Here is a 26,247-nt window from a genome sequence, read left to right on the forward strand (position 1 = left end):
CGTGGCGTCGGTCACTACGTGTCGTACGGGTGGGTGTCCTGGCGGCGCCAGCGGGTGCGGGTGAGCACGGCGGCGACGGCCGCGGTGCCCGCGGTGGAGGTGCGCAGCACGGTCGGCCCGAGCCGGTGGACCTCGGCGCCGACGTCCCGGAACTGGTCGAGTTCCTCGCCGGTGAGGCCGCCCTCGGGGCCGACGACGAGCACGATGTCGCCCTCGTCGGGCAGGGCGGCGGTGGCGAGCGGCCGTGCGGGCACGGCGGCGTCCTCGTGGAGCACGGCCGCGAGCGCGGCGTCCCCCAGCAGGGCCGCGACCCCCGCGGAGTTCAGCGGCTCGGCGACGGTGGGGAAGCGCACCCGCCGCGACTGCTTGCCCGCCTCCCTCGCGGTGGCGCGCCACTTGCCGAGCGACTTCTGGCCGCGCTCGCCGCGCCACTGGGTGACACAGCGGTGCGCGGTCCAGGGGACGATGGCGTCGACTCCGGTCTCGGTCATGGTCTCGACGGCCAGTTCGCCCCTGTCGCCCTTGGGCAGCGCCTGGACGACGGTGATACGGGGCGTGGGCTCGGGCTCCTCGCGTACGGAGTCGACGCGGACGACGAGCCGGTCCTTGCCCTCGGTGGCGAGGGTGAGGCAGGGCGCCCAGCGGCCCGCGCCGTCGGTGAGGGTGACGGGCTCGCCGGGCCGCAGCCGCTTCACGGAGACGGCGTGCCGGCCCTCGGGCCCTTCGAGGGTGTAGTGCTCGACGCCCCTGGGCGGTACTCCGTCGAAGCTGTCGACGACGAAGACGGGCGGGGTCACTGGGCGCCGCCCCTCTCCGGCGGCACGGGACGCCGCGGTGCCTCGGGTCTGCTGTGGCTCTGTGTCTCCTGCCGGTCCACGGCCTCCCGGGCGGCGGCCCGCTGCTCGGCGGTGAGCTGCGAGGCCCAGGCGGGGGTGGCGACCTGGACGAGCCTGGCCTGTTCCAGCTCGGCGGCGAGCAGCACGACGAGGTCGGCCGCGGGCAGGTCGCGGGCGAGGCGGTGGCCCTGGCCGGCCCACAGCGCCATGCCCTGGGCGTCCCCTGCACGGGCCGCGGCCTTGCGCAGCGGGGACGTGAGGTGGTGCACCTGGGGGTAGGCGGCGGGCGCGTAGGGGCCGTGTTCGCGCAGGAAGCGGTTGACGAGGCCGCGGGCGGTGCGGCCGGAGAAGGCGCGGGTCGTCTCGGTGCGGGTGAACAGCGGGCTGGTCAGGGCCTCCTTGTGAAGCGGGGAGGCGCCGGACTCGGGGGTGGCGAGGAAGGCGGTGCCGAGCTGGGCGGCCGAGGCGCCCGCGGCGAGCACGGCGGCGATCTGGGCGCCGCGCATCAGCCCGCCGGCCGCGATGAGGGGCAGTTCCGTGGTCTCCCTGAGCCGGGTGACGAGCGGCAGCAGGGCGGTGCCCGCGCGGTCGTCCTCGGGCAGGTCGCGGTGGCTGCCGTAGTGCCCGCCGGCCTCCATGCCCTGGGCGCACAGCGCCTCGGCGCCCGCCCGCTCGGCCGCGGCGGCCTCCTCGGGGGTGGTGACGGTGACGACGGTACGGGTGCCGACGCGGGCGAGCGCGGACAGCACCTCCGCGCGCGGACAGCCGAAGGTGAACGACACCACGGGCACCGGGTCGTCCATGAGGACGGCCAGCTTGGCGTCGTAGCCGTCGTCCATGCCGCTGTCGGGGTCGCCGAGTTCGGTCTCGTACCACCCGGCCTCGCCGGAGAGCTGGTCGCGGTAGACGGCGACGGCGGAGGGGTCCGCGTGGTCCGGCTGCGGCAGGAAGAGGTTGACGCCGAAGGGGCGTGAGGTCATCGACCTGAGCTGCTTGATCTCCTGGTACATGCCGTCGGCCGTCTTGTAGCCCGCCGCGAGGAAGCCGAGTCCGCCCGCCTCGGACACCGCGGCGGCGAGCCGGGGGCCCGAGACCCCGCCCGCCATGGGCGCCTGCACGATCGGCAGAGGGAAGATCTCGGTGAGCGCAGGGGACATGACCGCATGGTGTCACGTCCCTCACACAAGTCAGAACCGTCGCCCCGGGGAAGCTCCCGGGGCGGGTCACGACCGCCTTGCCCTAGCGCCCGTTGAACGCGTCCTTGAGCCGCGAGAACAGCCCCTGCTGCCCCGGCTGGAACTGTCCCACCGGGCGCTCCTCGCCGCGGAGCTTGGCCAGTTCGCGCAGCAGGCGCTCCTGCTCCGTGTCCAGCTTGGAGGGGGTCTGCACCTCGACGTGGACGATGAGGTCGCCACGGCCGCCGCCGCGCAGATGTGTGATGCCGCGGGTGTGCAGCGGGATGGACTGCCCGGACTGGGTGCCGGGGCGGATGTCGACGTCTTCGAGCCCGTCCAGGGTCTCCAGCGGCACCTTGGTGCCGAGGGCGCCCGCGGTCATCGGGATGGTGACCGTGCAGTGCAGGTCGTCGCCGCGGCGCTGGAAGACGGCGTGCGGCAGCTCGTGGATCTCGACGTAGAGGTCACCCGCCGGGCCGCCGCCTGGGCCGACCTCGCCCTCGCCCGCGAGCTGGATACGGGTGCCGTTGTCGACGCCCGCGGGGATCTTCACCGTCAGGGAGCGGCGGGAGCGGATGCGGCCGTCGCCCGCGCACTCGGGGCAGGGCGTGGGCACCACGGTGCCGAAGCCCTGGCACTGGGGGCAGGGCCTCGACGTCATGACCTGGCCGAGGAAGGAGCGGGTGACCTGGGAGACCTCGCCGCGTCCGCGGCACATGTCGCAGGTCTGCGCCGAGGTGCCGGGGGCCGCGCCCTCGCCGTTGCAGGTGTTGCAGACGACGGCGGTGTCGACCTGGATGTCCTTCGTGGTGCCGAAGGCGGCCTCGTCCAGCTCGATCTCCAGCCTTATCATCGCGTCCTGGCCGCGCCGGGTGCGCGACCTGGGGCCGCGCTGGGCGGCCGTCCCGAAGAAGGCGTCCATGATGTCGGAGAAGTTGCCGAAGCCGCCGGCGCCGAAGCCGCCCGCGCCGCCGCCCGACTGGGACAGCGGGTCGCCGCCGAGGTCGTAGACCTGTTTCTTCTGCGGGTCCGACAGCACCTCGTAAGCGGCGTTGATCTCCTTGAACCGCTCCTGGGTCTTCGGATCGGGGTTGACGTCCGGGTGCAGCTCGCGGGCGAGCCGCCGGAACGCCTTCTTGATCTCGTCCTGGGATGCGTCGCGGCGTACGCCGAGTACGGCGTAGTAGTCCGTGGCCACTTACGACTCCGCCAGGATCTGTCCGACGTAACGTGCCACTGCGCGTACTGCTCCCATCGTTCCCGGGTAGTCCATGCGGGTCGGTCCGACCACGCCGAGCTTGGCAACTGCCTCGCCGCCCGAACCGTAACCGACCGACACGACGGACGTGGAGTTGAGTCCCTCATGCGCGTTCTCATGACCGATTCGCACGGTCATGGCCGAATCCGTTGCCTCCCCGAGGAGCTTCAGGAGCACCATCTGCTCCTCAAGCGCCTCCAGCACCGGCCGGATGGTGAGTGGGAAGTCGTGCCCGAAACGGGTCAGATTGGCGGTGCCGCCGATCATGAGCCGCTCCTCGGTGTTCTCCACCAGTGTTTCGAGGAGGGTGGAGAGCACCGTCGACACCGTACCCCGGTCCTCGGCCTCGAAGTCCTCCGGCAGGTCCTGGACGAGATGCGGCACGTCGGCGAACCGCCGCCCCGCGACCCGGCTGTTGAGCCTGGCGCGCAGGTCGGCGAGGGGGGCCTCGCCGCAGGGCGCGGGGCAGTCCACCGTACGCTGCTCGACCCGTCCCGTGTCGGTGATCAGCACCAGCATGACGCGGGCGGGGGCCAGCGACAGCAGCTCCACATGGCGCACCGTGGAGCGGGTCAGGGAGGGGTACTGCACGACGGCGACCTGCCGGGTGAGCTGCGCGAGCAGCCGGACGGTGCGGGCCACGACGTCGTCGAGGTCGACCGCGCCGTCCAAAAAGTTCTCGATCGCGCGCCGCTCGGGCAGGGTCATCGGCTTGACGCCGGCGAGCCGGTCCACGAAGAGCCGGTAGCCCTTGTCCGTGGGGATGCGGCCCGCGCTGGTGTGCGGCTGCGCGATGAAGCCCTCCTCTTCGAGGGCCGCCATGTCGTTGCGCACGGTCGCCGGGGAGACGCCGAGGTGGTGGCGCTCCGTGAGGGCCTTGGAGCCGACCGGCTCCTCGGTGCCCACGTAGTCCTGGACGATGGCGCGCAGCACTTCGAGCCTGCGCTCATTGAGCATCGCGCACCTCCCGCCACCGGCTGGCACTCGCGCGCTGGGAGTGCCAAGTTACTGACCACCAGTGTACGGGGCCCGGGTGTGCCCCGGGCAAGACCGGCCGGTCGGGGGTCTTCCCCGATTCCGGGCGCGGCATGCGCGGTGCGGGTGGTGACGGGTGGGGAGTTGGGGACGCGGGGGCGGCTGCGGTGGCCGCGGGTGCCGGGTCGGTACCGTCGGGGCATGTCCGTCGACGACAGCCAGGACGCCGGGCTCCGCTGGGAGGCCGTGACGGCGTCCGCGGCCCGGGTGCGGCTCGCCCCCTGGGACTGCGGCGCCGCTCTCGTACGCACTCCCGTGGGGCCGCTGCTGGTGGACGCGGGGGCCGATCTGCGGCAGGGGGCGGCGCTGCGGGAGGCGGCGCGTGCGCGCGCGGGGGCGCCCGTGGCGTGCGTGGCGTTCACCCACCCCCACTTCGACCATGTGCTGGGCGCCGCCGCGCTGTCCGGGGCCCGCGGCTACGGCGCCGCGGGCATCGGGAGCGCGCTCCTGGCGGGACCGGGCCCCGGAGGGCTCGCGGCGCTGCGCGCGGACGCGCTGCGGGAGGGCGCGGAGCCGGGCGCGGTGGCGCGGGCGTGCGCGGCGCTCGGCGGTCCTGGGAGCCCGGCGGCGGCGCCGGTCGAGGTCGCCGGGGAGCTGTGGCTCGGGCCGCCAGGCGGCGGGGTGCTGCTGGTGGCGCTCGGCGCCGCGCACAGCCCCTGTGACCTCGCCGTGGTCGTGCCCGGCGCCGGGGGCGAACCGCCCGTGGTGTTCTGCGGTGACCTGGTCGAGGAGTCGGGGCCGCCCCAGGCGGGCCAGGACGCGGCGCCGGGACGCTGGCCCGCCGCGCTCGACCGGCTGCTCGCCCTCGGGGGCCCCGACGCGCGCTATGTGCCGGGGCACGGCGCGGTGGTCGACGCGGCGTTCGTACGGCGCCAGCGCGACGCACTGGCGCGGCGGTTCAGGACCGGCTGAGCGGCGCGCCCCGCGTGCGGCGTGTCGCCGTATCGGGCCCGGCACTTGTTCCTATCGTCGGCCGAATGCGCCAGTACTCGCAGGACCTGACTCCGCCCTGGAAGAAGCAGCAGCCCGCGCCCGAGGTCCCCGCGACCCCTGACCTGGTCGTGGAGGAGGCGGGGACGGGGTTCTGCGGCGCGGTGATCCGCTGCGAGGCGGGCACGGTCACGCTGGAGGACCGGTTCGGCAAGCACCGGGTGTTCCCGCTGCAACCGCGCGGCTTCCTGCTGGAGGGGCGCACGGTCACCCTGGTCGCGCCCGGGGCTGGCGCTCCCGCGCGCCCGGCGCGCACGGCGTCGGGCTCCGTGGCGGTGCCGGGCGCGCGCGCCCGGGTGGCGCGGGCCGGCCGGATCTATGTGGAGGGCCGGCACGACGCGGAGCTGGTCGAGAAGGTGTGGGGCGACGACCTGCGCGTCGAGGGCGTGGTCGTGGAGTACCTGGAGGGCGTGGACGACCTCCCGGCGATCGTGGCGGAGTTCGCGCCGGGTCCCGACGCGCGCCTCGGGGTGCTGGTGGACCATCTGGTGCCGGGCTCCAAGGAGTCCCGGATCGCGGCGGCGGTCACCAGCGAGCACGCGCTGGTGGTGGGGCACCCGTACATCGACGTCTGGGAGGCGGTGAAGCCGTCCGCGGTGGGCATCGCGGCCTGGCCCCGGGTGCCGCGCGGGCAGGACTGGAAGACCGGGGTCTGCCGCGCCCTCGGCTGGCCGGAGAACACCGGCGCCGCGTGGTCGCGCATCCTCGGCTCCGTGCGCTCGTACCGGGACCTGGAGTCCCCGTTGCTCGGCGCGGTGGAGCGGCTCATCGACCATGTGACGGTGGGCGGGCCCCTGATGGAGGGCTGAGGGGCCCGGAGGGGCCCTGAAGGGGCGTGGGGGCGGGCCGGCTCCCGCGCGCCCCGTCGGGCGCCCGTACGCGGGGCGTGGGCGGGCCCCTGCCGCCCGCGCCGCCAGGACCGACAGGAGCGCCCGCGCCGCCCGCGCCGCCCGGTGCGTGCGCCGGTGCCTCCGCCGCGCCCGCGCGCCCCTCAGTCGACCAGGTCGCGTACGACCGCGTCGGCGAGCAGGCGGCCGCGCAGGGTGAGGACGGCGCGGCCCGCGGCGAGCGGTTTCGGCTCCAACAGGCCGCCCTCGGCGTGCCGGTGGGCGGCGGCGAGCCCTTCGGGCCGCAGCAGGGACAGCGGGCAGCCGTCGCCGAGGCGCAGCTCAAGCAGGACGCGTTCGACCCTGCGGTCCTCGTCCGTCAGCACCTCGCGGCCCGCGCCCGGACTGTGGCCCCGGGCGAGGCGGGCCGCGTAGGCGCCGGGGTGCTTCGCGTTCCACCAGCGCACCCCGCCGACGTGGCTGTGCGCGCCGGGGCCCGCGCCCCACCAGTCGGCGCCGCGCCAGTACAGCTCGTTGTGGCGGCAGCGGGCGGCGGGCGAGGCCGCCCAGTTGGACACCTCGTACCAGGTGAGACCGGCCGCGGTCAGCGCCTCCTCGGCGATCAGATAGCGGTCGGCGTGGACGTCGTCGTCGGTCGGGGGGATCTCGCCGCGCCTGATGCGCTGGGCGAGCCTGGTGCCGTCCTCGACGATGAGGGCGTACGCGGAGACGTGGTCGGGGCCCGCGCCGAGGGCGGCGTCGAGTGAGGCGCGCCAGTCGTCGTCGCTCTCGCCCGGGGTGCCGTAGATGAGGTCCAGGTTGACGTGCTCGAATCCGGCGGCGCGCGCCTCCGCGACGCACTCCTGCGGGCGGCCAGGCGTGTGGCCGCGCTCCAGGACGCGCAGCACGTGGGGCCTGTCGCTCTGCATGCCGAAGGAGATCCGGTTGAAGCCGCCCTCGCGGAGCGCGGCGAGCGAGGCGGGGTCCACGGTCTCGGGGTTGGCCTCGGTGGTGATCTCGGCGTCGTCCGCGAGCCCGAACTCGTCGGCAAGGGTGTGCAGCGCGCGCACCAGGTCGGCGGGGTCGAGCAGGGTGGGGGTGCCGCCGCCGACGAAGACGGTGCGCACGGGGCGCGGGTCGTCGCCGAGGACCTTGCGGGCGAGGCGGATCTCGTCGGTGAGGAGGTCCGCGTAGTTGTCCCGGGAGGCGAGGACGCCGCCCGAGCCGACCAGCTCGGTGGCGGTGTAGGTGTTGAAGTCGCAGTAGCCGCAGCGGGTGGCGCAGTACGGGACGTGCAGATAGAACCCGAGGTCGCGCCCGGCGGCCCCGGCGAGCGCCGCTTCGGGGAGGCGTCCGTCGTCGGGCACGGGTTCCCCGTCGGGCAGTACGGATGGCATGCGTCCAGTGTCCCGCATGCGCGACGGGTGCCCGCCCCCTCCCGCACGGGAAGGGGGCGGATACGGAAACCAGGGGTGCGTGCCGGTAGCCGGGCGGCTACGCCTCCCGACTACCGGCGTACATGTCGTCGATGAGGCGGGCGAACTCCGCCTCCACCACGGGCCGCTTCAGCTTGAGGCTCGGGGTCAGCTCGCCGTGCTCGATGTCGAGGTCGCGGGGCAGCAGCCGGAACTGGCGGATCTTCTCCCAGCGCTGGAGGTGTTCGTTCAGCTCCCGGACGTGGCCCTCGATCAGCCCGACGGTCGCGGAGTCGGCCACCACCTGGGCGTACGTCTTGCCGGCCAGGCCGTTCTCCCCCGCCCACTTCATGATCGCCTCCTCGTCGAGGGAGATCAGCGCGGAGCAGAAGTTACGGCCGCCGCCGAGGACGAGGATGTTGGACACGTAGGGGCAGACCGCCTTGAACTGGCCCTCGACCTCGGCGGGCGAGATGTACTTGCCGCCGGAGGTCTTGATGAGGTCCTTCTTGCGGTCGGTGATCCGCAGGAAGCCGTCCACGGACAGCTCGCCGATGTCGCCGGTGTGCAGCCAGCCGTCGTCCTCCAGGACCTCCTTGGTCTGCTCCGGCATCCCGTGGTAGCCCTCCATGATCCCGGGGCCGCGCAGCAGCACCTCGCCGTCGTCGGCGATCCGCACCTCGGTCCCGGCGAGCGGCTTGCCGACGGTGCCGGTGCGGTAGGACTCGCCCGGGTTGACGAAGGAGGCGGCGGAGGACTCCGTGAGGCCGTAGCCCTCCAGGATGTGCACCCCGGCGCCGGAGAAGAAGAAGCCGATCTCGGGGGCGAGCGCGGCGGAGCCGGAGATACAGGCCCGCATCCGGCCGCCGAACGCGTCCCGGAGCTTGGAATAGACCAGGGTGTCGGCGACGCGGTGCTTGGCGGTGAGCGCGAAGGGGGCGGAAGTCTTGCCGGTGCGCCGGAAGTTGTCCTGGGTGGCCTTGCCGTACTCCCTGGCGACCTCGGCGGCCCACTGGAAGATCTTGTACTTGGCCGGGCCGCCCTCGCGCGCCTTGGCGGCGACCCCGTTGTAGACCTTCTCGAAGATGCGGGGCACGGCGGCCATATAGGTGGGCTGCACCACCGGCAGATTGTCGATGATCTTGTCGACCCTGCCGTCGACCGCGGTCACATGGCCGGCCTCGATCTGCCCGCTGATCAGCACCTTGCCGAAGACATGGGCGAGCGGCAGCCAGAGGTAGAGGATGTCGTCGGGGCCGATGAGCCCGGTGGCGACGATGGCCTTGGCCATGTACGACCAACTGTCCTGGAGCAGCCGCACGCCCTTGGGACGGCCCGTGGTGCCCGAGGTGTAGATGAGGGTGGCGAGCTGGTCGGCGGTCACCCCGTCGACGATCTTGCGGATGAGCTGGGGGTCCTTGGCGAGCTTGGCGGCGCCGCGCCGCTCCAGCTCCGCGAGGGTCAGTATCCAGCCGTCGGGGTCGTCCGGGGTGGGCTCGGCGCCCTCGGGGTCGATCACCACGACATGGGAGATCCCGGGCAGCTCGGCGCGGTGGCCGCGGGCCTTGGCCAGTTGTTCGGCGTTCTCGGCGATCAGCAGGCGGCTGCCGGAGTCGCCGAGGATGAACACGGACTCCTCGGCGTTGGTCTGCGGGTAGACGGTGGTGGTCGCGGCGCCCGCGCAGAGGATGCCGAGGTCGGCGAGCACCCATTCCAGGCGGGTCGAGGACGCGAGCGCGACCCGCTCCTCGGGGCGTATGCCGAGGTCGACGAGGCCCGCGGCGATGGCCTCGACGCGCTCGGCGGCGGCGGACCAGGTCAGCGCCCGCCACTCCTCGCTCCCGTCGGGCCCTGGCGCCGGGTAGCGGTACGCCTCGCGGTCCGGCGTGGCTGCCACGCGCTCGAAGAAGAGCGCGGCCAGGGACGGCGGCCGGTTCTCGATCAGGGTCTGTGTGTCGCTCACGACGTCCTCCGTGCCCGCCGACAGGGTGACTGGGCTGCTGCTGACCGGCCTCGGCCGGGTCTGGTCCGGTTTACGGGGTGACTCCCTGGCGCCCCTTGCTTAACTCGCGAGTAACTAGCGCGTCGCGATCAGGGTAGAGCGCGACAGCCCGCGGCGTAAGGGCCCTCGCGACTTTCCTCACGGGACGCCCTCAGCCTCCACGTGACCCCTTGCCTCCGGCTTTAGCACCCAGGATGGCCGCCGCGGGCCGGGGAGGCGGGGACGGGAGGGCCGGTGGGGTGAGTGCGCCGCCCAGGGGAGCGGCGGCCGACGGTCGCCCGTCGCCCGCGCCGGGGGCGCCCTGAGGGCTCCCACCAGGCACGACACCGGGCGGGCTGGTGCCGGGACGCCGGGCGGGCGGGGCGTGAGGACAGCGGGGGCGACCGCTCCCGTATCCCCGGAGCCGCCCGGAGCCGCGCGACTGCCGGGCGGGTGGCGGCGCCCCGGGTGCGCGGGGCGCGGGGCCCGGGCGGGCGCCGGGTGTGACGGCCTCGTGGAGATTGTGAGGCCCGTCCCCCTGCCGTGAGGGGCGATGGGGTGTCCCCCTGCCGCGGGCAGGGGGACGGGCCCACCGCGGGGCTACTTCTTCGCGGACTTGGCCTTGCCGCCGTCGTCGCTGGAGAGCACCGCGATGAACGCTTCCTGGGGCACCTCCACCGCGCCCACCATCTTCATCCGCTTCTTGCCCTCCTTCTGCTTCTCCAGCAGCTTCCGCTTGCGGGAGATGTCGCCGCCGTAGCACTTGGCGAGGACGTCCTTGCGGATGGCCCTGATCGTCTCGCGGGCGATGACCCGGGAGCCGACCGCCGCCTGGACGGGCACCTCGAAGTTCTGCCGCGGGATCAGCTCCTTGAGCTTGGCCACGAGCCGTACTCCATAAGCGTACGCCTGGTCACGGTGAGTGATGGCGGAAAAGGCGTCGACCTTGTCGCCGTGCAGCAGGATGTCGACCTTCACCAGCGAGCTGTCCTGCTCCCCCGTGGGCTCGTAGTCCAGCGAGGCGTAACCGCGGGTCTTGGACTTGAGCTGGTCGAAGAAGTCGAAGACGATCTCCGCGAGCGGCAGCGTGTAACGGATCTCCACGCGGTCCTCGGAGAGGTAGTCCATGCCGAGCATGGTGCCCCTGCGGGACTGGCACAGCTCCATGATCGCGCCGATGAACTCGCTGGGCGCGAGGATCGTGGCCCGCACCACCGGCTCGTACACCTCGGCGAGCTTCCCCTCGGGGAACTCGCTCGGGTTGGTGACGGTGTGCTCGGTGCCGTCCTCCATGAGGACGCGGTAGACGACGTTCGGCGCGGTGGCGATGAGGTCGAGGCCGAACTCCCGCTCAAGGCGCTCGCGCACCACGTCCAGGTGGAGCAGCCCGAGGAAGCCGACGCGGAAGCCGAAGCCGAGCGCGGCGGAGGTCTCCGGCTCGTACACCAGCGCGGCGTCGTTGAGCTGGAGCTTGTCCAGGGCCTCGCGCAGCTCCGGATAGTCGGAGCCGTCCAGGGGGTAGAGGCCGGAGAACACCATGGGCTTGGGGTCCTTGTAGCCGCCGAGCGCGGTGCCGGCGCCGCCGGACTGCGAGGTGACGGTGTCGCCCACCCGGGACTGGCGCACGTCCTTCACACCGGTGATCAGATAGCCGACCTCGCCCACGCCGAGCCCGTCCGCGGGCAGCATCTCGGGGCTGTTGGTGCCGATCTCCAGCAGCTCGTGGGTGGCGCCCGTGGACATCATGCGGATGCGCTCGCGCCGGTTGAGCTGGCCGTCGACGACCCGTACGTAGGTGACGACGCCGCGGTAGGAGTCGTAGACCGAGTCGAAGATCATGGCGCGCGCGGGCGCGTCGGCGACGCCGACCGGGGGCGGGATCTCCGCGACCACCTTGTTGAGCAGCGCGTCCACCCCGAGCCCCGTCTTGGCGGAGACCTTGAGGACGTCGTCGGGTTCGCAGCCGACCAGGTTGGCCAGCTCCTCGGAGAACTTCTCCGGCTGCGCGGCGGGCAGGTCGATCTTGTTCAGTACGGGGATGATCGTGAGGTCGTTCTCCATCGCCAGGTACAGGTTGGCGAGGGTCTGGGCCTCGATGCCCTGGGCGGCGTCCACCAGCAGGATGGTGCCCTCGCAGGCGGCGAGGGAGCGGGAGACCTCGTAGGTGAAGTCGACGTGGCCCGGGGTGTCGATCATGTTGAGGATATGGGTCATCGGGCGCTCGGCGAGCGGCGCGGCGCCGGCTCCGGGGCCGGCTCCGACGGCCGCGGGGACGCTCGTCGGTGTCCACGGCAGCCGGACGGCCTGGGACTTGATGGTGATGCCGCGCTCGCGCTCGATGTCCATACGGTCGAGGTACTGGGCGCGCATCTGCCGCTGCTCGACGACTCCGGTGAGCTGGAGCATCCGGTCGGCGAGGGTGGACTTGCCGTGGTCGATGTGCGCGATGATGCAGAAGTTGCGGAGCAGCGCCGGGTCGGTACGGCTCGGCTCGGGCACATGGTCAGTGGTCGCGGGCACGCAGGGTCCTGTCTCTTGAGGCTTCCATGCCTCGGCTCGGATCAGTACGCAACCACCATCGTCCCACGCTCGGGGCACCGGACCCGGTTTGGGACGCGATGAGCCCGGCTGCTAGCCTGGGCCGCTGTGCCTGAGGACCCGCGTGACGGTCGGCGGCTTCGCACCGCCCCCGGCACCGGCCACGGCACGGAGCATCATCTCCCGCGGTGGCTTCCACCGCACCCCTGTTCTGTACCTGTATCCGAAAAGGCTCATTCGTGGCGAACATCAAGTCCCAGATCAAGCGGATCAAGACCAACGAGAAGGCCCGGCAGCGCAACAAGGCCGTGAAGTCCTCCCTGAAGACCGCGATCCGCCGCACCCGCGAGGCCGTCGCCGAGGGCGACGTCGAGAAGGCCACCGCCGCCGCGCGCGAGGCTTCGCGCAAGCTGGACAAGGCCGCCTCCAAGGGCGTCATCCACAAGAACCAGGCCGCCAACAAGAAGTCCGCGCTGGCCGCCAAGGTCGCGACCCTCAAGGGCTGACGGACCGCGGCCACACCGCCGGACGGGAATCGCGGGCCCTCTACCCCGCCCCCGCTCCGGCCCCCGGGGTGACACACGGCCAGCGTTCGCCACGCGCGTGCGCCCCAGCAGAACGGCACCGGAACCCCCGTGCCCCCTTTCCCCAGGGGGTGCGGGGATTCCGGCATGCGCGGCGTGGGGCCGGGGCGCAGGGGGGCGTTCAGCGGCGGGAGCGTGCCGCGGCGGCGATGACCACCACCGCGCGCTCCAGCGCGTACTCGGGGTCGTCACCGCCGCCCTTCACCCCCGCGTCAGCCTCCGCGACGGCCTGGAGGGCGCGGGCCACGCCGTCGGGGGACCAGCCCCGCATCTGCTGGCGCACCCGGTCGATCTTCCACGGGGGCATGCCCAGCTCCCTGGCCAGGTCGGCGGGGCGGCCGCCGCGCGCCGAGGAGAGCTTGCCGATCGCCCGCACCCCCTGTGCCAGCGCGCTGGTGATCAGCACCGGCGCCACCCCGGTGGCCAGCGACCAGCGCAGGGCTTCGAGGGCCTCGGCGGAGCGCCCCTCGACCGCGCGGTCCGCGACGGTGAAGCTCGACGCCTCCGCCCTGCCGGTGTAGTAGCGGCCCACCACGGCGTCGTCGATGGCGCCTTCCACGTCCGCCACCAACTGGGAGACCGCCGAGGCCAGTTCGCGCAGATCGCTGCCGATGGCGTCCACGAGCGCCTGGCACGCCTCCGGGGTGGCCGACCTGCCCAGGGCCCTGAACTCGGCGCGCACGAAGGACAGCCGGTCGGCCGGTTTCGTCATCTTGGGGCAGGCCACCTCGCGCGCGCCCGCCTTCCGCGCGGCGTCCAGCAGGCCCTTGCCCTTGGCGCCGCCCGCGTGCAGCAGCACCAGCGTGATCTCCTCGACGGGCGCCCCCAGATACGCCTTCACCTCTTTGACCGTGTCCGCGGTGAGATCCTGCGCGCTGCGCACCACCACGACCTTCCGCTCGGCGAAGAGCGAGGGGCTGGTCAGCTCGGCGAGGGTGCCGGGCGCGAGCCGGTCCGGGGTGAGGTCGCGCACGTCGGTGTCGGCGTCCGCGGCCCGCGCCGCTGCCACCACCTGCTGCACGGCACGGTCGAGCAGCAGGTCCTCCTGTCCCACGGCGACCGTCACGGGGGCGAGGGGATTGTCGTTCGATCCACTGTTCCTGGCCATCACGCCCCAGCATGGCACGGGGCACCGACAGGCCCCCGCCCACCGGGGCCGCGCCCGCCGCCACGGGTGCCGTACGGGGTCACGGCTCCTCGCGCCAGCCGTCCCAGTGCGCCGCGAAGGCGTCGAGTTCTGCCGGGTCGAGGCGGTCTTCGGGGTCTTCGAGGAGCAGCAGCCACTGGGCGTCCTCGGCGTCGTCCTCGCCGGCGAGGGCGTCGCGCAGGAGCCGGGGCTCCTCGCCGGTCCCGAAGCGGGCGCCGATCGCCTCGGCGGCCTCCTCTGCGGCGTCGCGGTCGGGCAGCACCAGCACATGTCGTACGTCACTCACCCGGCCATCCTCCGGCACGGCGGCGGGCGCGCGGGCGCGGGGGCGGGTTCCGGCCGGACGGGCGGGGCCGGAACCGGGTCCTCCGGTCAGCTCTTGGGGACGATCTGGACGTCGAGGCTGACGACGACGCTGGGGCCCACGACGGCGATGCCGCGCGCGAGCATGGTCTGCCAACTGACGGTGAAGTCGTCGCGGTGCAACTCCGCGGTGGCCCGGCAGGCGGCCCTGGTCTCGCCCTCCATGCCGTTGCCGATGCCCAGGTACTCGGCGTCCAGCGTGACCGTGCGGGTCACTCCGTGCAGGGAGAGCGCGCCGACGATCGACCAGCGGGTGCCGCCCTTGTGGACGAAACGGTCGCTGTAGAACTCCAGGGTCGGGTAGTGGACCACGTCGAGGAAGTCCGTGGAGCGCAGGTGGTCGTCGCGCATCTGCACGTTGGTGTCGATCGAGGCCGCGTCGATCACGACGTGCATGGCGGACCGCTCCATGCTGTCGCCTATGCGTATCGCACCGGCGAAGCTGTTGAACCTGCCGTGGATGCGGGCGAGTCCGATGTGCCGGGCGGTGAACGCGACGGAGGAGTGGGTGGGCTCCACCTCCCAGTCCCCCGGGTCGGGCAGCCGGGGCGGCTCAAGGACCTGGAGGCGTACGTCGCCGAGCGAGGACAGGGTGCTCTCGGCCACCGTCGCGTTGGCGCGGTAGGGCGTGAAGCCCTCCGCCGACACCGCGAGCCGGTACTCCCCCGCGGGCACGGTCGCCACGAAGGAGCCGTACGGGTCCGTGCCCCCGGACACCACGGTGCGGCCCATGGCGTCACTGACGGCGAACTCGGCGTGCGGCACCGGGACGCTCACGGGGTCCAGTACCCGGCAACTGATCACTCCCGCGCTGGGCGGTGTGGGGACCGCCGCCAGCAGACCTGAACGTTGCGCCCGGTCCGAACGATTTCCCAGCCATCGACCGAACATCCGCGACACACCCCAGTGGTACTTGACTATGCGACTTTTCATTCGCCTGAACGGGGCGGCATTCGACCATCAGCCACTCAGGACAGGCAACCGGTGACCACTATGCGAGAGCCATGATCATCCATCAGCTTCTGCAACGAGTGGCCTGAATTGATCCTACAGATTACCTTTTCACCGCCAATTCGACCCCGGAGACCGACTCCGGAGGGCTCGCCCGCGGCCCGACGATCGGCAGAGTCTTCTCTGCAAAGAACCCTATGCAGAGAAGACTCTGCAATCTAGGCTGCGGTTCATGAGCGACGACCACGAAACCGCCGCGCCCCCGCCGCCCCGGTCTCCACGGCGTCTCGACGCGCGCAGCCTGCGCGGGCTCGCGCACCCGCTCCGGATGCGGGTCCTCGAACTGCTGCGGCTCGACGGCCCGGCCACCGGCACGGCGCTCGCCGCGCGGCTGGGAGAGAACACCGGCACGGTGAGCTGGCATCTGCGCCACCTCGCCGAGCACGGCTTCATCGAGGAGGACACCGGCCGTGGCACCAGGCGCGAGCGCTGGTGGCGCGTCGTGGAGCGGGCGAACCTGGTGGAGAGCGCGGACTTCCGCCACGACCCCGACGCCAGGGGCGCGCTCACCACCTTCGTGTACGAGCTGGTGGGCCAGTACTTCAACCGGGTCACCCACTACCTGGGCGAGGAGTGGGAGGACGAGTGGCGCGGCGCCGCGACCGTCTCCGACTGGAGCGACCTGCGCCTCACCCCGGCGCAACTCGCCGCGCTCAACGAGGAGTTGGCCGCCGTCATCGCCCGCCACACCCGCCCCGCGGGCACGGCGGCCGACCCCGGGGCGCGGCCGGTGATCGTGCAGATCCAGTCGTTCCCGCGGCGCGGGCGCGACGAGCGGTGAACACGGGACTCGGCCTGCTGCGCGCCCACCGGGACTTCCGGCTGCTGTGGTGCGGCGAGGTCGCGGGCAAGTTCGGCGCCTCCGTCACCTCCGTGGCGATGCCCCTGATCGCCGTCTCCACCCTGGGCGCCGGCTCCTTCCAGGTCGGGCTGCTGAGCGCGGCGGCCTGGCTGCCGTGGCTGGTCGTCGGCCTGCCCGCGGGGGCGTGGGTCGACCGGGCGCGGCGCAGAACGGTCATGCTGGCCGCCGCGGGGGTGTCCTTCCTGCTCTTCGCCGCCATCCCCGTCGCACGGTGGACGGGGCACCTCGGCATCGGCCTGCTGCTGTCCGTCGCCCTGGGCGCGGGAACCGCGTCGGTGTTCTTCCAGACCGCGTACAGCGCCTATCTGCCCGGCCTCCTCGCCCCCGGGGACAGGCCGGAGGGCAACGCCAAGCTGCACGGCAGCGCCTCCGCCGCGCAGCTCGCGGGGCTCGGCTCGGCGGGTCTTATCGGGCAGACGGTGGGGGTGGTGAACGCGATGTTCGCCAACGCCGCCACCTTCCTCGTCTCCCTCCTCTGTCTGAGCAGCATCCGGCACCGCGAGCCGCGCCGCCCACGGGCCGAAGGGCGCGGCGGCGCGCTGCGCGCCGAGGTCGCCGAGGGCCTGGGGCTCGTGGCCCGTGATCCGTGGCTGCGCACCCTGACGCTCTTCGGGGCCGCCTCGAACATGGCGCTGATGGGCTACCAGTCGATCCAGGTCGTCTTCCTCGTCGACACCGTCGGGCCGGCGCCCGGGGCCGTCGGCGGGCTGATCGCGGCGGCGAGCACGGGCGGCATCGCCGGGGCCCTCCTGGCGCGGCGCGCCGCGCACCGTCTGGGGACGGCGCGCGCCATGCTCTGGTCCGAGCTGGGCTTCGCCCTGTTCGCCCTGCTCATACCGGCCGCCGCCGGTGGACCCCGGCTGCTCCTCTACGTGGCGGGCGGCTTCGGCGTGGCGGCGGGGGTGGTGGCGGGCAATGTGATCAAGTCCAGCTTCCAGCAGCGCTACTGCCCGCCGGAACTCCTCGGCCGCCTCACCGCGAGCGCCGCCTTCCTCAACTACGGGGCCATCCCGCTCGGCGCCCTGCTCGGCGGGTGGCTCGGGGCCGCCCTCGGGCTGCGCCCGGCCATATGGGCCATGACCGCAGGGGTGCCACTGGCCGGGCTCATCCTCCTCTTCTCCCCTCTCCGCCACCACCGCGACCTGCCGACCGCTCCCCCGGCCCCCGACGCCCCGGAGGCCGACGCCCCGGCGGCCGCACCCCTGCCCGGCCGCCCCGAGGAGGCACCCCGCTGACACGGCGCCGTACCGGGCCCCGCGCGCGCCCACCCGGGAGCGCATCCCCCTCATCCCACGCCTCCATGACCCCGTGTCACCGTCCCGAGTCCCTCTCCGCCCGCGCCCGTCACCGCCACCGAGCCGTCCTTGTCGGTGCGCAGCACTCTGGTGCCCCGGGCGCGCAGGGTGTCGACGGTGCGCGGGGAGGGATGGCCGTACGGGTTGTCCGTGCCCACCGGGATCAGGGCGAGGCGTGGGGACGCGGTGGCCAGGAGGCCGTTGTCCTGGTATGCCGAGCCATGGTGGGCCACCTTCAGGACGTCCACCCTGGCCAGTTCCCCGGCCGCGGGGCTCGTGGCCAGGGCGTGTTGGGCGTCGGGTTCCAGGTCGCCGAGGAGCAGCAGGCGCAGGCCGTGGGTGCGGACGAGCAGGGTGACGCTGGCGTCGTTGGCGTTCTCGTCGGCGGGCGAGGGCCCGGGCGGCGGCCAGAGCACTTCCCAACTGAGGTCGCCGATACGGCGCCGCTCTCCGGCCCTGGCCACCGACACCCGCAGGCCGTGCGCCGCCGCCGTCCTGTCCACGGACGCCGCCTCGCCGGGCGGGTCGCGCAGCCCGGTGGTCTCGATGGCGCCGACGCTGCGCCCGCGCAGGACGCCGGGGAGGCCGGAGACGTGGTCGGCGTGGAAGTGGGTGAGCAGCACGAGCGGGACACGGGTGATGCCGAGCGAGCGCAGGCAGTCGTCCGCCAGGGCCGGGTCGGGTCCTGTGTCGACGACGACCGCGGTGCCCTTCCCCGCCGCGAGGACTCCCGTGTCGCCCTGTCCGACGTCGCAGAGCACCATGCGCCAGCCGGGCGGCGGCCAGCCGGTGAGGACCCGGGTGACGGGCGGCGGCTGGACGACGAAGAGGACGAGGGCGCCCGCGCAGACCACGGCGGGCCAGCGCCGCGCCCGCAGCCGCCGCGCCGCCCACAGCAGCCCCACGAGGATCGGCACGAGCAGCAGGCCCCCGGCCGCTCCCCCGGGCCAGCCCATGTCGGCGCCCGGCAGGGCGGCTCCGCCGCGGGCCACCTGGGCGACGGCGCCCGCGGGCAGCCCGGCGCACCTGGCGAGCCCCCGGGCGAGCGGCATCGCGAAGGGCGCGGTGGCGAGGGCCCCGAAGCCCAGCACGGTGGCGGGGGCCACGGCCAGCTCCGCGAGGATGTTGCACGGGATCGCGACCAGGCTGACCCGCGCCGCGAGCCCGGCGATCACCGGGGTGCAGGCGAGCTGGGCCGCTCCCGCGGCGGCCAGGGCCTCGGCGAGCCGCGGCGGCAGCCCCCTGTGGCGCAGCGCCGCGGCGAGGCGGGGGGCGAGGGTGAGCAGGGAGGCCGTGGCGAGCACGGAGAGCAGGAAGCCGTAGCTGCGGGCGAGCCGTGGGTCGTAGAGGACGAGCAGCAGGACGGCGGCGGCGAGGGCCGGGACGAGGGAGCGTCTGCGGCCGGTGGCGACGGCCAGCAGCCCGATGCCGCCGCAGGCCGCGGCGCGCAGCACGCTCGGCTCGGGTCTGCACAGGATGACGAAGCCCGCGGTGAGGCAGGCGCCGAGGAGCGCGGTGGTGCGAAGGCCGATACCGAGGAGCGGGGCGAGGCCGCGGCGCTCTGCGCGCTGGGAGAGCCCGGGCGGGCCGGTGAGCAGGGCGAGCAGCAGGGTGAAGTTGGCGCCGCTGACGGCGGTCAGATGGACCAGGTCGGTGGCCTTGAACGCCTCGGTCAGCTCGGGCGGCATCCGTGAGGTGTCGCCGATGACGAGCCCGGGCAGCAGCGCCCGGGCGTCGGTGCCGAGCGGCTCGGTGGCCGTGCGCAGGCCCGCCCTGAGGTGTCCGGCGAGGCGTTGCACGGCGGTGGGACCGCGGATGACGCGGGGTGTTTCGTCGGGGGTCCTGGCCACGGCGGCGATGTCGTGGTCGTGGGGGTCGGGGGGTGTCAGGCGTGCGGTGACGCGCAGGCGGGTGGTGGGCAGGAGGGCGCCCCAGGGGTCCCGGGCGGGGGTGATGAGGAGGATCGGGGTGCTGGTGGTGGTGCTTCGGCCGTGCTGGGTGGTGGTGCGCAGGGCGGTGGCGCGGATGAGGGTGAGGGTGGGTGCGGTGTGGTCGCCCGTGACGCGGGGGCGGGTGCGGCGGGGGTCGCCGGTGATCTCGACGTCGAGGGTGGTGGGGGCGTAGCGGCGGGCGAGTTCGGGCAGGGGGCCGCGGCGCAGGTCGGCGCCGTGCAGGGTGGCGGAGGTGGCGGCAGCGGCGGCGCAGAGCAGCAGGGCCGCCGCGGAGGCGCGGTGGCGGCGGGCGGGATGGGGGTCGGGGGCGCCGTCGGGGTGGGCGGCGGTCCTTGGGGTGCGGGGGCGGCGGGCGGTGAGGAGTGCGGCGGCCGCGATGGCGCAGATCAGGGCCGTGATCAGCACCGGGGCGGTGGGGGCGTCGAGGGTGAGGGCGGCGGTGGCCCAGGCGGCGAGGGCGGGCGGGACGAGGCGGAGGTCGGGCGGGCCCTCCTGACGGGGGTGGGCGGCGCCCAGGGGGCCGGGGGCACCGGTGTGGACGGGGGCTCGGGGCGCGGCTGTGGTCATGGGCGTACGAGGTCGTGGAGGTCGTCGAAGCGTGACTGGCCGATGCCGTCGACCTCGCGGAGTTCATCGACGGAGCGGTAGCCGCCGTGCTGGGTGCGGTAGTCGATGATGTGCTGGGCGAGGACGGGGCCGACGCCGGGGAGGGTGTCGAGCTGGTCGGCGGTGGCGGTGTTGAGCGCGAGGGGTGCGCCGGGCACCGCCCCTGCCGCGGCTCCTGGCAGGGCGCCGGTCCCGGGGGCGGGCGGGCCCGCGGCCGGCAACTCCGCGCCGACGACGAGCTGTTCGCCGTCGACCAGGAAGCGGGCGCGGTTGAGCCCGGTGGTGCTGGTGCCGGGGCGTACGCCGCCCGCGGCGCGCAGGGCGTCGTCGACGCGGGAGCCCGGGGGGAGCTTGCGCAGGCCGGGCTCGCGCACCTTGCCGCTGACGTCCACCACGACCGCGCTCTGCCCGGCGGCAGGGCCCGCGCTCGGGGCGGCCGTGGGGGCGGGCTCGCGCGGGGCCTCGGCGGCGGCGCGGACGGCGGTGGGGGCGGGGACCGGCCTGCTTCTGCCGCTCCAGAAGTGCTGGAGGGCGAGGGCGGCGGCGAGCGCGAGCACACAGGCGAGGGCGATGACGCCGCGCCGCTCGATACCGCAGCGGGTCTGCACCCACAGCGGCAGCCGCTCCCGCAGCGCGAGGGCGGCCCGCTCCCGCCAGGACCGCGGCTGCGCGGGGAGCGGCCGCGGCGCCATGGGCAGCGGGAGTGTGGGGGGCGGCGGGTCGGGCGCGGGGTCCGGCGGCGCCGGGTGGCGGGGCGGTGGGGTGGCGAGGACGGTGAGGGCGCGTCTGCGGAGGGGGTCGGAGGCGGTGGGCGCGCTCTGGTGGCGGGGGCGCGGGCGGGCGTGGCGGGGCCCGGACGGGGAGGGAGCGGTGGGCTTGGCGGGCGTGGCCGAGGTGCCGGTGGGGCGGGTCGACGTACTGGCCGGGCGGGCCGAGGTGCTGGTGGGGGCGCTGGTCCTGGCGGGGCGATGCGGGTGGAGGTGGGGCATGGCGGCCACGTTAGGCCGGGGCCGGGAAGCCAGTGGATCTTGGTGATTTTCTGTGGACTACTCGGCGCCTGTGGATAATTCGGCCACCCGTGTGGGTGACGCCCCCCGGTCGCGGGGATGTCAGCGGGGAGAGATGACCGCGCCCAGGAGGCCGGGTCCCGTATGGGCGCCGATGACGGCTCCGACCTCGCTGACGTGCAGGTCGACGAGGCCGGGGACACGGTCGCGCAGCCGGGCGGCGAGGGTGGTGGCGCGCTCGGGGGCCGCGAGGTGGTGCACGGCGAGGTCGACGGGGCCCGCTCCGGCGCGGCGGGCGACGATCTCTTCCAGGCGGGCGATGGCCTTGGACGCCGTGCGGACCTTCTCCAGCAGTTCGATGCGGCCGCTGTCGAGCTGGAGGAGGGGTTTGACGGCGAGGGCTGAGCCGAGGAGCGCCTGGGTGGCGCCGATGCGGCCGCCCCTGCGGAGGTAGTCGAGGGTGTCGACGTAGAAGTAGGTGGCGGTGGCCGCGGCCCGCTTCTCTGCGGCGGACACGGCCTCGTCGATACTGCCGTCGGCCTCGGCGGTCTCGGCGGCCGCCATGGCGCAGAATCCGAGGGCCATGGCGACCATGCCGGTGTCCACGACACGTACCGGGACGGGGGCGTCGCGGGCGGCGAGGGTGGCGGCCTCGTGGGTGCCGGAGAACTCGGCGGAGAGGTGGAGGGAGACGATGCCGGTGGCGCCCTGGGCGGCCAGCTTCCGGTAGGTCTCGGCGAAGACGGCGGGGCTGGGGCGGGAGGTGGTGACCGAGGTGCGCTTCTGGAGGGCCTGGGCGAGGGAGCGCGCGGAGATCTCGGTGCCCTCCTCGTAGGCGTGGTCGCCGAGGACAACGGTGAGGGGGACCGCGGTGATGCCGTGCCGGTCCATCGTCCGCTGCGGCAGATAGGCCGTGGAATCGGTGACGATGGCGACATGGCGGGACATGATCTGGAGGTTACCCGCCGCCCGGGGCGACGGACAGTCCGGCCCCGTGGGGCCTTGGACCGATCAAGTGGTGCTCTCGGGGCGGGTCTTCTTCTGCCAGGGCGGGGTGGGCCGCGCGGTCGGCGGGGTGATCTCGGGGCGGGTGGCCCCGGCGCCCGGCGCCCCGTCCGACCAGGTCTGTTCCGCGGTGGGGTCGGCGGGCGCGGGCTCGGGCCAGGCGCCCGAGGTGTCCGCCGCGTGGCCGCCTGCGGGGGTGCCGGGCCCGTCGGCGGGGGTCCAGTGGCGCAGGGCGCCGGTCTCCATGCTGATCTCGTCGCTGAGGGAGTCGAGGTCGTCGGCGGCGATGTGGTGGGCGCGGTCGCGGACGGCCCAGCGCAGTGCGTCGGCGGAGTCGACGATGCGGCGGGTGCGCTCGCGCACCTCGGGGACGCGCCGGCGGAGGGTGGCGCGGTCGGGGTCGGACTCGAAGCGCTTCAGGTCGTCGTCGAGTTCCCTGCCGTGCACGGAGAGGCGGTTGAACAGGGCGAGCGAGTCCTTCAGGGAGTCGTCCTCCGCGGCCGCGGCGTGGAGCGCGTTCTGCGTGGCGCGCATGGTGGTGCGCAGGCGCAGCCTGAGCTGGGCGATCTCGGAGAGGGGGCTGCCGGGCTGGGCGAGCGCCTTGGCCTTGAGCGCGGTGTCCTCCACGGTGCGGCGGGCCTGGCTGATGGTGCGGTCCACGCGCCGCCTGGTCATGCCGACGGCTTTCACCGTGCCGTACGCGAGGGCGACGACGAACAGCAGGAACAGTACGGCCGTCACGGCGACCACGGCGTCCATGGGCATCCCTCCGGTCCTCGGCAGGACTCCGCGCTGCGCGGGCGCCCGGCACCTCTCCACGGTAAACGCAAAGGGGCCGTTGTGGGTTCCGTGTTGTCCCGGACTCTCCCCGTAGGGGGATTCCCCGGGTCCGGGTGGTGCCGTCCACCGGGGCGCCAGAGCGCGGGATGGCCCGGGCCCGGCCCGGCGGAGGATAGGCGGCGTCTGCCGCGTACCCGGCGTGTCGTACGGGACACGGCGGGTACGCGGCGCGGGGAGCGGGGCGGGTCAGGCGGGGACGATGTTCACGAGCTTCGGGGCGCGGACGATGACCTTGCGCAGGTCGGCGCCGCCGAGTGCCGCCCTGACCTTCTCGTCGGCCAGGGCCAGCTTCTCCAGTTCGTCGGCCGCGATCGACGGGGACACCTCGATACGGGCCTTGACCTTGCCCTTGACCTGGATGACGCAGGTGACGCTCTCGTCGACGACGTGGGCGGGGTCGGCCACGGGGAAGGGCTCGCGGGTGACGGTGCCGGTGTGGCCGAGCCGCCGCCACAGTTCCTCGGCGATGTGCGGCGCCAGCGGGGTGATCAGCAGGACGAGGCGCTCGGCGACGGTCCTGGGCACGTGGCCGCCGGCCTTGGTGAGGTGGTTGTTCAGCTCGGTGATCTTGGCGATGGCGGTGTTGAAGCGCAGGCCCTCCAGGTCGTGGCGGACGCCGTCGATGGCCTTGTGCAGGGCGCGCAGGGTGGCCTCGTCGACGCCGTCGTCGGGGCCCGCGCCTGGGGCGGGCTCGGTGACGGTGGTCTCGCCCGTCGTCTCGTCGACGATGTTGCGCCAGAGCCGTTGCAGCAGCCGGTACTGGCCGACGACGGCGCGGGTGTCCCAGGGCCGCGACACGTCCAGGGGACCCATCGCCATCTCGTACAGGCGCAGGGTGTCGGCGCCGAACTCGGCGAAGATCTCGTCGGGGGTGACGGCGTTCTTCAGGGACTTGCCCATCTTGCCGAGCAGCCGGGTGACGGGCTCGCCCTGGTGGTAGTAGCGGCCGTCGCGCTCCTCGACCTCGGCGGCGGGCACGGCGATGCCGCGGGCGTCGCGGTAGACGTACGCCTGGATCATGCCCTGGTTGAACAGCCGGTGGAAGGGCTCGTTGGAGGAGACGTGCCCCAGGTCGAACAGCACCTTGGACCACATGCGCGCGTACAGCAGGTGCAGGACGGCGTGCTCCTGGCCGCCGACGTACAGGTCGACGCCGCCGGTGGGCATGCCCTCGCGCGGGCCCATCCAGTACTGCTCGACGGCGGGGTCGACCAGGCGCTCGCTGTTGCGCGGGTCCAGGTAGCGCAGTTCGTACCAGCAGGAGCCGGCCCAGTTGGGCATGGTGTTGGTCTCGCGGCGGAATCTGCGCGGGCCGCGGCCGTCGCCCAGGTCGAGGGTGACGTCGACCCAGTCCGCGTTGCGTGACAGGGGGGTCTCCGGCTGGGTGTCGGCGTCGTCCGGGTCGAAGGTGCGGGGCGAGTAGTCGTCGACCTCGGGCAGTTCAAGCGGCAGCATCGACTCGGGCAGGGCGTGGGCGACGCCGTCCTCGTCGTAGACGACGGGGAAGGGTTCGCCCCAGTAGCGCTGGCGGCTGAACAGCCAGTCGCGCAGGCGGTAGTTGACGGTGCCCTCGCCGATGCCGCGGCGGGTCAGCCAGTTGGTGACGGCGGTCTTGGCCTCGGTGACGCCCAGCCCGTCGATGCTGATGCCGTCGCCGCGGGAGTTGACGAGGGCGGCGTCGTAGGAAGCGAACGCGTCGTCCCAGGTGGCGGGGTCGGTACCGCGGCCGTCGCTGGGCTCGACGACGCAGCGCATGGGCAGCTCGAAGGCGCGGGCGAAGGCGAAGTCGCGGGTGTCGTGGGCGGGTACGGCCATGATGGCGCCGGTGCCGTAGCCCATCAGGACGTAGTCGGCGATGAAGACGGGGACGCGTTCGCCGCTGACGGGGTTGACGGCGTAGGCGCCGGTGAAGACGCCGGTCTTGTCCTTGGCCTCGGCCTGGCGCTCGACGTCGGACTTGGTGGCGGCCTGCTTGCGGTACGCGGCGACGGCCTCCGCGGGGGTGGCGTGGCCGCCGGTCCACACGTCGGGGATGCCCTCGGGCCAGGCGGCGGGCACGAGGGAGGCGTCCCCCGAGACCAGGTCGTGCTCGGGCGCCAGGACCATATAGGTGGCGCCGAACAGGGTGTCCTGGCGGGTGGTGAACACGGTGACGGAGCGGCCTGCGGTGTCGTCGGCGACGGCGAAGTCGATACGGGCGCCCTCGGAGCGGCCGATCCAGTTGCGCTGCTGGAGCTTGATGGCCTCGGGCCAGTCCAGGTGCTCCAGGTCGTCGACCAGCCGGTCGGCGTAGGCGGTGATCCGCATGTTCCACTGGCGTAGCTTGGCCTTGAACACGGGGTAGTTGCCGCGTTCCGAGCGCCCGTCGGCGGTGACCTCCTCGTTGGCCAGCACGGTGCCGAGTCCTGGGCACCAGTTGACGGGGGCGTCGGAGGCGTACGCCAGGCGGTATCCGCCCAGGACGTCGGCGCGTTCGACGTGGGACAGCTCGCTCCACGCGCGCGTGGTGCCCGGCACGGGGCGCTCGCCCGAGGCGAACTCGGCTTCCAGCTCGGCGATGGGGCGGGCGCGGTCGGCCTTCTCGTCGTACCAGGAGTTGAAGATCTGGACGAAGATCCACTGGGTCCAGCGGTAGTACCCGGGGTCGATGGTGGCGAAGGAGCGGCGCCGGTCGTGGCCCAGGCCCAGGCGGTGCAGTTGGGCCCGCATGGTCTCCATATTGGCCTCGGTGGACACGCGCGGGTGGGTGCCGGTCTGGACGGCGTACTGCTCCGCGGGCAGTCCGAAGGCGTCGAAGCCCAGGGTGTGCAGGACGTTGTGCCCGGTCATGCGCATGAAGCGGGCGTAGACGTCGGTGGCGATGTAGCCGAGGGGGTGGCCGACGTGCAGTCCCGCGCCCGAGGGGTACGGGAACATGTCCATGATGAATTTCTTGGGCCTGGCGCTGATCTCGGGGTCGTCCGCGAGGTCGCCGGTGGGGTTGGGGGTCTCGTAGGTGCCGTTCGCGTCCCAGAAGTCCTGCCACCGCTCCTCGATACGGGCCGCCATGGCGGCCGTGTAGCGGTGCGGTGCTGCCGCCTCGGCAGCGGTGTTGGTCTCGCTCATGTTCCTCAGGGCTCCATCGATCGTCTCTGCCGCCCGCGGTGGACTGGGTCCGCACATGAAAAGACCCCTCGCACAGGAGGGGCCGGCCGCGCCGATGCCGACCGCGATCCGAAGCGGTCGGAACTGATCAGCGCGGCCCGATAAGCAGGAGGCGTACGGCACGCATGGCCACAGGGTACCGCAGCCCCAACAACCCCGACGCCGATTTCGGTCCCCACCCCCCTGAAGCCCCACACCCCGGCGGGTCTCCGCCCTCGCAACCCCGGGGGGGGGCGGCTCCGCCCCCCCCCGGTGGGGCTCCGCCCCCGCAACCCGGGGAGGGGCCCCGCCCTCCGCGCCCGTTCCGCACAGCTCCGGCAGGGGGGGTGTGGGTGGCGAAGCCCCCACACACGCGAGGCGAAGCCGAGCAAAAAGG

20 protein-coding genes are annotated in these 26,247 nt (G+C 73.7%); 5 read left to right on the forward strand and 15 right to left on the reverse strand.

Features of this window, described 5'->3' with window-relative positions; translation table 11 throughout:
* Positions 1–14: 14 nt before the first annotated feature.
* From ACIBIW_RS25965 to hrcA, 4 genes are all read right to left on the reverse strand, one after another.
* The gene (locus tag ACIBIW_RS25965) at positions 15–797 is read right to left on the reverse strand and encodes a 16S rRNA (uracil(1498)-N(3))-methyltransferase (protein WP_399339432.1); all 783 of its coding nucleotides are present in this window, start codon (positions 795–797) and stop codon (positions 15–17) included.
* The gene (locus tag ACIBIW_RS25970) at positions 794–1,993 is read right to left on the reverse strand and encodes a nitronate monooxygenase (RefSeq protein ID WP_399339433.1); all 1,200 of its coding nucleotides are present in this window, start codon (positions 1,991–1,993) and stop codon (positions 794–796) included. The genes ACIBIW_RS25965 and ACIBIW_RS25970 overlap by 4 nt, the downstream gene beginning before the upstream one ends.
* A gap of 82 nt (positions 1,994–2,075) precedes the next feature.
* The gene (dnaJ, locus tag ACIBIW_RS25975) at positions 2,076–3,209 is read right to left on the reverse strand and encodes a molecular chaperone DnaJ (RefSeq protein WP_399339434.1); all 1,134 of its coding nucleotides are present in this window, start codon (positions 3,207–3,209) and stop codon (positions 2,076–2,078) included.
* Positions 3,210–4,226: a heat-inducible transcriptional repressor HrcA gene (hrcA, locus tag ACIBIW_RS25980; protein ID WP_399339435.1), complete on the reverse strand. Its 1,017-nt coding sequence runs from the start codon at positions 4,224–4,226 to the stop codon at positions 3,210–3,212.
* Between the two features lie 219 nt (positions 4,227–4,445).
* On the opposite strand from hrcA, the gene ACIBIW_RS25985 reads away from it, so the two are divergent.
* The gene (locus ACIBIW_RS25985; RefSeq protein WP_399339436.1) at positions 4,446–5,216 is read left to right on the forward strand and encodes an MBL fold metallo-hydrolase; all 771 of its coding nucleotides are present in this window, start codon (positions 4,446–4,448) and stop codon (positions 5,214–5,216) included.
* Between the two features lie 65 nt (positions 5,217–5,281).
* On the forward strand, positions 5,282–6,103 hold the full coding sequence (locus ACIBIW_RS25990) for a DUF3097 domain-containing protein (RefSeq protein WP_399339437.1): 822 nt from the start codon (positions 5,282–5,284) through the stop codon (positions 6,101–6,103).
* A gap of 182 nt (positions 6,104–6,285) precedes the next feature.
* On the opposite strand, the gene hemW is transcribed toward ACIBIW_RS25990, so the two are convergent.
* The 3 genes from hemW to lepA form a co-directional block, all read right to left on the reverse strand.
* On the reverse strand, positions 6,286–7,518 hold the full coding sequence (hemW, locus tag ACIBIW_RS25995; RefSeq protein ID WP_399339438.1) for a radical SAM family heme chaperone HemW: 1,233 nt from the start codon (positions 7,516–7,518) through the stop codon (positions 6,286–6,288).
* A 97-nt stretch (positions 7,519–7,615) separates the two neighbouring features.
* Positions 7,616–9,499: an AMP-dependent synthetase/ligase gene (locus tag ACIBIW_RS26000; RefSeq protein WP_399339439.1), complete on the reverse strand. Its 1,884-nt coding sequence runs from the start codon at positions 9,497–9,499 to the stop codon at positions 7,616–7,618.
* A 618-nt stretch (positions 9,500–10,117) separates the two neighbouring features.
* Entirely contained in the window at positions 10,118–12,037 is a 1,920-nt protein-coding gene (gene lepA, locus ACIBIW_RS26005; protein ID WP_399339440.1) for a translation elongation factor 4, read from the reverse strand.
* Positions 12,038–12,294: 257 nt separating this feature from the next.
* Here lepA and rpsT point away from each other — a divergent pair, with 257 nt between their 5' ends.
* Positions 12,295–12,561 (forward strand): 30S ribosomal protein S20, encoded by a 267-nt coding sequence (rpsT, locus tag ACIBIW_RS26010; RefSeq protein WP_399339441.1) that lies wholly within the window; start codon positions 12,295–12,297, stop codon positions 12,559–12,561.
* Between the two features lie 199 nt (positions 12,562–12,760).
* Here the strand turns inward: rpsT and holA are convergent, their stop codons facing one another.
* From holA to ACIBIW_RS26025, 3 genes are all read right to left on the reverse strand, one after another.
* Complete coding sequence (holA, locus tag ACIBIW_RS26015) at positions 12,761–13,747, reverse strand: DNA polymerase III subunit delta (protein ID WP_399339442.1); 987 nt, start codon at positions 13,745–13,747, stop codon at positions 12,761–12,763.
* Positions 13,748–13,826: 79 nt separating this feature from the next.
* On the reverse strand, positions 13,827–14,072 hold the full coding sequence (locus ACIBIW_RS26020; protein ID WP_399339443.1) for a hypothetical protein: 246 nt from the start codon (positions 14,070–14,072) through the stop codon (positions 13,827–13,829).
* A gap of 86 nt (positions 14,073–14,158) precedes the next feature.
* Entirely contained in the window at positions 14,159–15,040 is an 882-nt protein-coding gene (locus ACIBIW_RS26025; protein ID WP_399339491.1) for a YceI family protein, read from the reverse strand.
* Between the two features lie 292 nt (positions 15,041–15,332).
* Here ACIBIW_RS26025 and ACIBIW_RS26030 point away from each other — a divergent pair, with 292 nt between their 5' ends.
* Positions 15,333–15,941 (forward strand): helix-turn-helix domain-containing protein, encoded by a 609-nt coding sequence (locus tag ACIBIW_RS26030; RefSeq protein ID WP_399339444.1) that lies wholly within the window; start codon positions 15,333–15,335, stop codon positions 15,939–15,941.
* Positions 15,938–17,257 (forward strand): MFS transporter, encoded by a 1,320-nt coding sequence (locus ACIBIW_RS26035; RefSeq protein WP_399339445.1) that lies wholly within the window; start codon positions 15,938–15,940, stop codon positions 17,255–17,257. The genes ACIBIW_RS26030 and ACIBIW_RS26035 overlap by 4 nt, the downstream gene beginning before the upstream one ends.
* 50 nt (positions 17,258–17,307) lie before the next feature.
* On the opposite strand, the gene ACIBIW_RS26040 is transcribed toward ACIBIW_RS26035, so the two are convergent.
* From ACIBIW_RS26040 to leuS, 5 genes are all read right to left on the reverse strand, one after another.
* Positions 17,308–19,836: a ComEC/Rec2 family competence protein gene (locus ACIBIW_RS26040; RefSeq protein ID WP_399339446.1), complete on the reverse strand. Its 2,529-nt coding sequence runs from the start codon at positions 19,834–19,836 to the stop codon at positions 17,308–17,310.
* Positions 19,833–20,864, reverse strand: coding sequence for a helix-hairpin-helix domain-containing protein (locus tag ACIBIW_RS26045; RefSeq protein WP_399339447.1), 1,032 nt, complete (start codon positions 20,862–20,864; stop codon positions 19,833–19,835). The genes ACIBIW_RS26040 and ACIBIW_RS26045 overlap by 4 nt, the downstream gene beginning before the upstream one ends.
* A 120-nt stretch (positions 20,865–20,984) precedes the next feature.
* Positions 20,985–21,830, reverse strand: coding sequence for a DegV family protein (locus tag ACIBIW_RS26050; protein WP_399339448.1), 846 nt, complete (start codon positions 21,828–21,830; stop codon positions 20,985–20,987).
* Between the two features lie 63 nt (positions 21,831–21,893).
* Positions 21,894–22,646 (reverse strand): hypothetical protein, encoded by a 753-nt coding sequence (locus tag ACIBIW_RS26055; RefSeq protein WP_399339492.1) that lies wholly within the window; start codon positions 22,644–22,646, stop codon positions 21,894–21,896.
* A gap of 267 nt (positions 22,647–22,913) precedes the next feature.
* The gene (gene leuS / locus ACIBIW_RS26060) at positions 22,914–25,832 is read right to left on the reverse strand and encodes a leucine--tRNA ligase (RefSeq protein WP_399339449.1); all 2,919 of its coding nucleotides are present in this window, start codon (positions 25,830–25,832) and stop codon (positions 22,914–22,916) included.
* Positions 25,833–26,247: the final 415 nt, after the last annotated feature.

Origin of the sequence: Streptomyces sp. NPDC050560 (assembly GCF_044457285.1) — a bacterium.
In the GTDB taxonomy this organism is placed as follows: Bacteria; Actinomycetota; Actinomycetes; order Streptomycetales; family Streptomycetaceae; genus Streptomyces.

Excerpts from the sequence above, each read along its gene's own strand:
- ACIBIW_RS26025 (WP_399339491.1), bottom strand. The coding sequence starts at position 15,040 with ATGTTCGGTCGATGGCTGGGAAATCGTTCGGACCGGGCGCAACGTTCA.
- leuS (WP_399339449.1), bottom strand. The coding sequence starts at position 25,832 with ATGAGCGAGACCAACACCGCTGCCGAGGCGGCAGCACCGCACCGCTAC.
- holA (WP_399339442.1), bottom strand. The coding sequence starts at position 13,747 with ATGGCCAGGAACAGTGGATCGAACGACAATCCCCTCGCCCCCGTGACG.
- ACIBIW_RS25985 (WP_399339436.1), top strand. The coding sequence starts at position 4,446 with ATGTCCGTCGACGACAGCCAGGACGCCGGGCTCCGCTGGGAGGCCGTG.
- ACIBIW_RS26050 (WP_399339448.1), bottom strand. The coding sequence starts at position 21,830 with ATGTCCCGCCATGTCGCCATCGTCACCGATTCCACGGCCTATCTGCCG.
- ACIBIW_RS26055 (WP_399339492.1), bottom strand. The coding sequence starts at position 22,646 with ATGGACGCCGTGGTCGCCGTGACGGCCGTACTGTTCCTGCTGTTCGTC.
- ACIBIW_RS25990 (WP_399339437.1), top strand. The coding sequence starts at position 5,282 with ATGCGCCAGTACTCGCAGGACCTGACTCCGCCCTGGAAGAAGCAGCAG.
- ACIBIW_RS25970 (WP_399339433.1), bottom strand. The coding sequence starts at position 1,993 with ATGTCCCCTGCGCTCACCGAGATCTTCCCTCTGCCGATCGTGCAGGCG.
- hrcA (WP_399339435.1), bottom strand. The coding sequence starts at position 4,226 with ATGCTCAATGAGCGCAGGCTCGAAGTGCTGCGCGCCATCGTCCAGGAC.
- ACIBIW_RS26040 (WP_399339446.1), bottom strand. The coding sequence starts at position 19,836 with ATGACCACAGCCGCGCCCCGAGCCCCCGTCCACACCGGTGCCCCCGGC.
- ACIBIW_RS26030 (WP_399339444.1), top strand. The coding sequence starts at position 15,333 with ATGAGCGACGACCACGAAACCGCCGCGCCCCCGCCGCCCCGGTCTCCA.
- hemW (WP_399339438.1), bottom strand. The coding sequence starts at position 7,518 with ATGCCATCCGTACTGCCCGACGGGGAACCCGTGCCCGACGACGGACGC.
- ACIBIW_RS26045 (WP_399339447.1), bottom strand. The coding sequence starts at position 20,864 with ATGCCCCACCTCCACCCGCATCGCCCCGCCAGGACCAGCGCCCCCACC.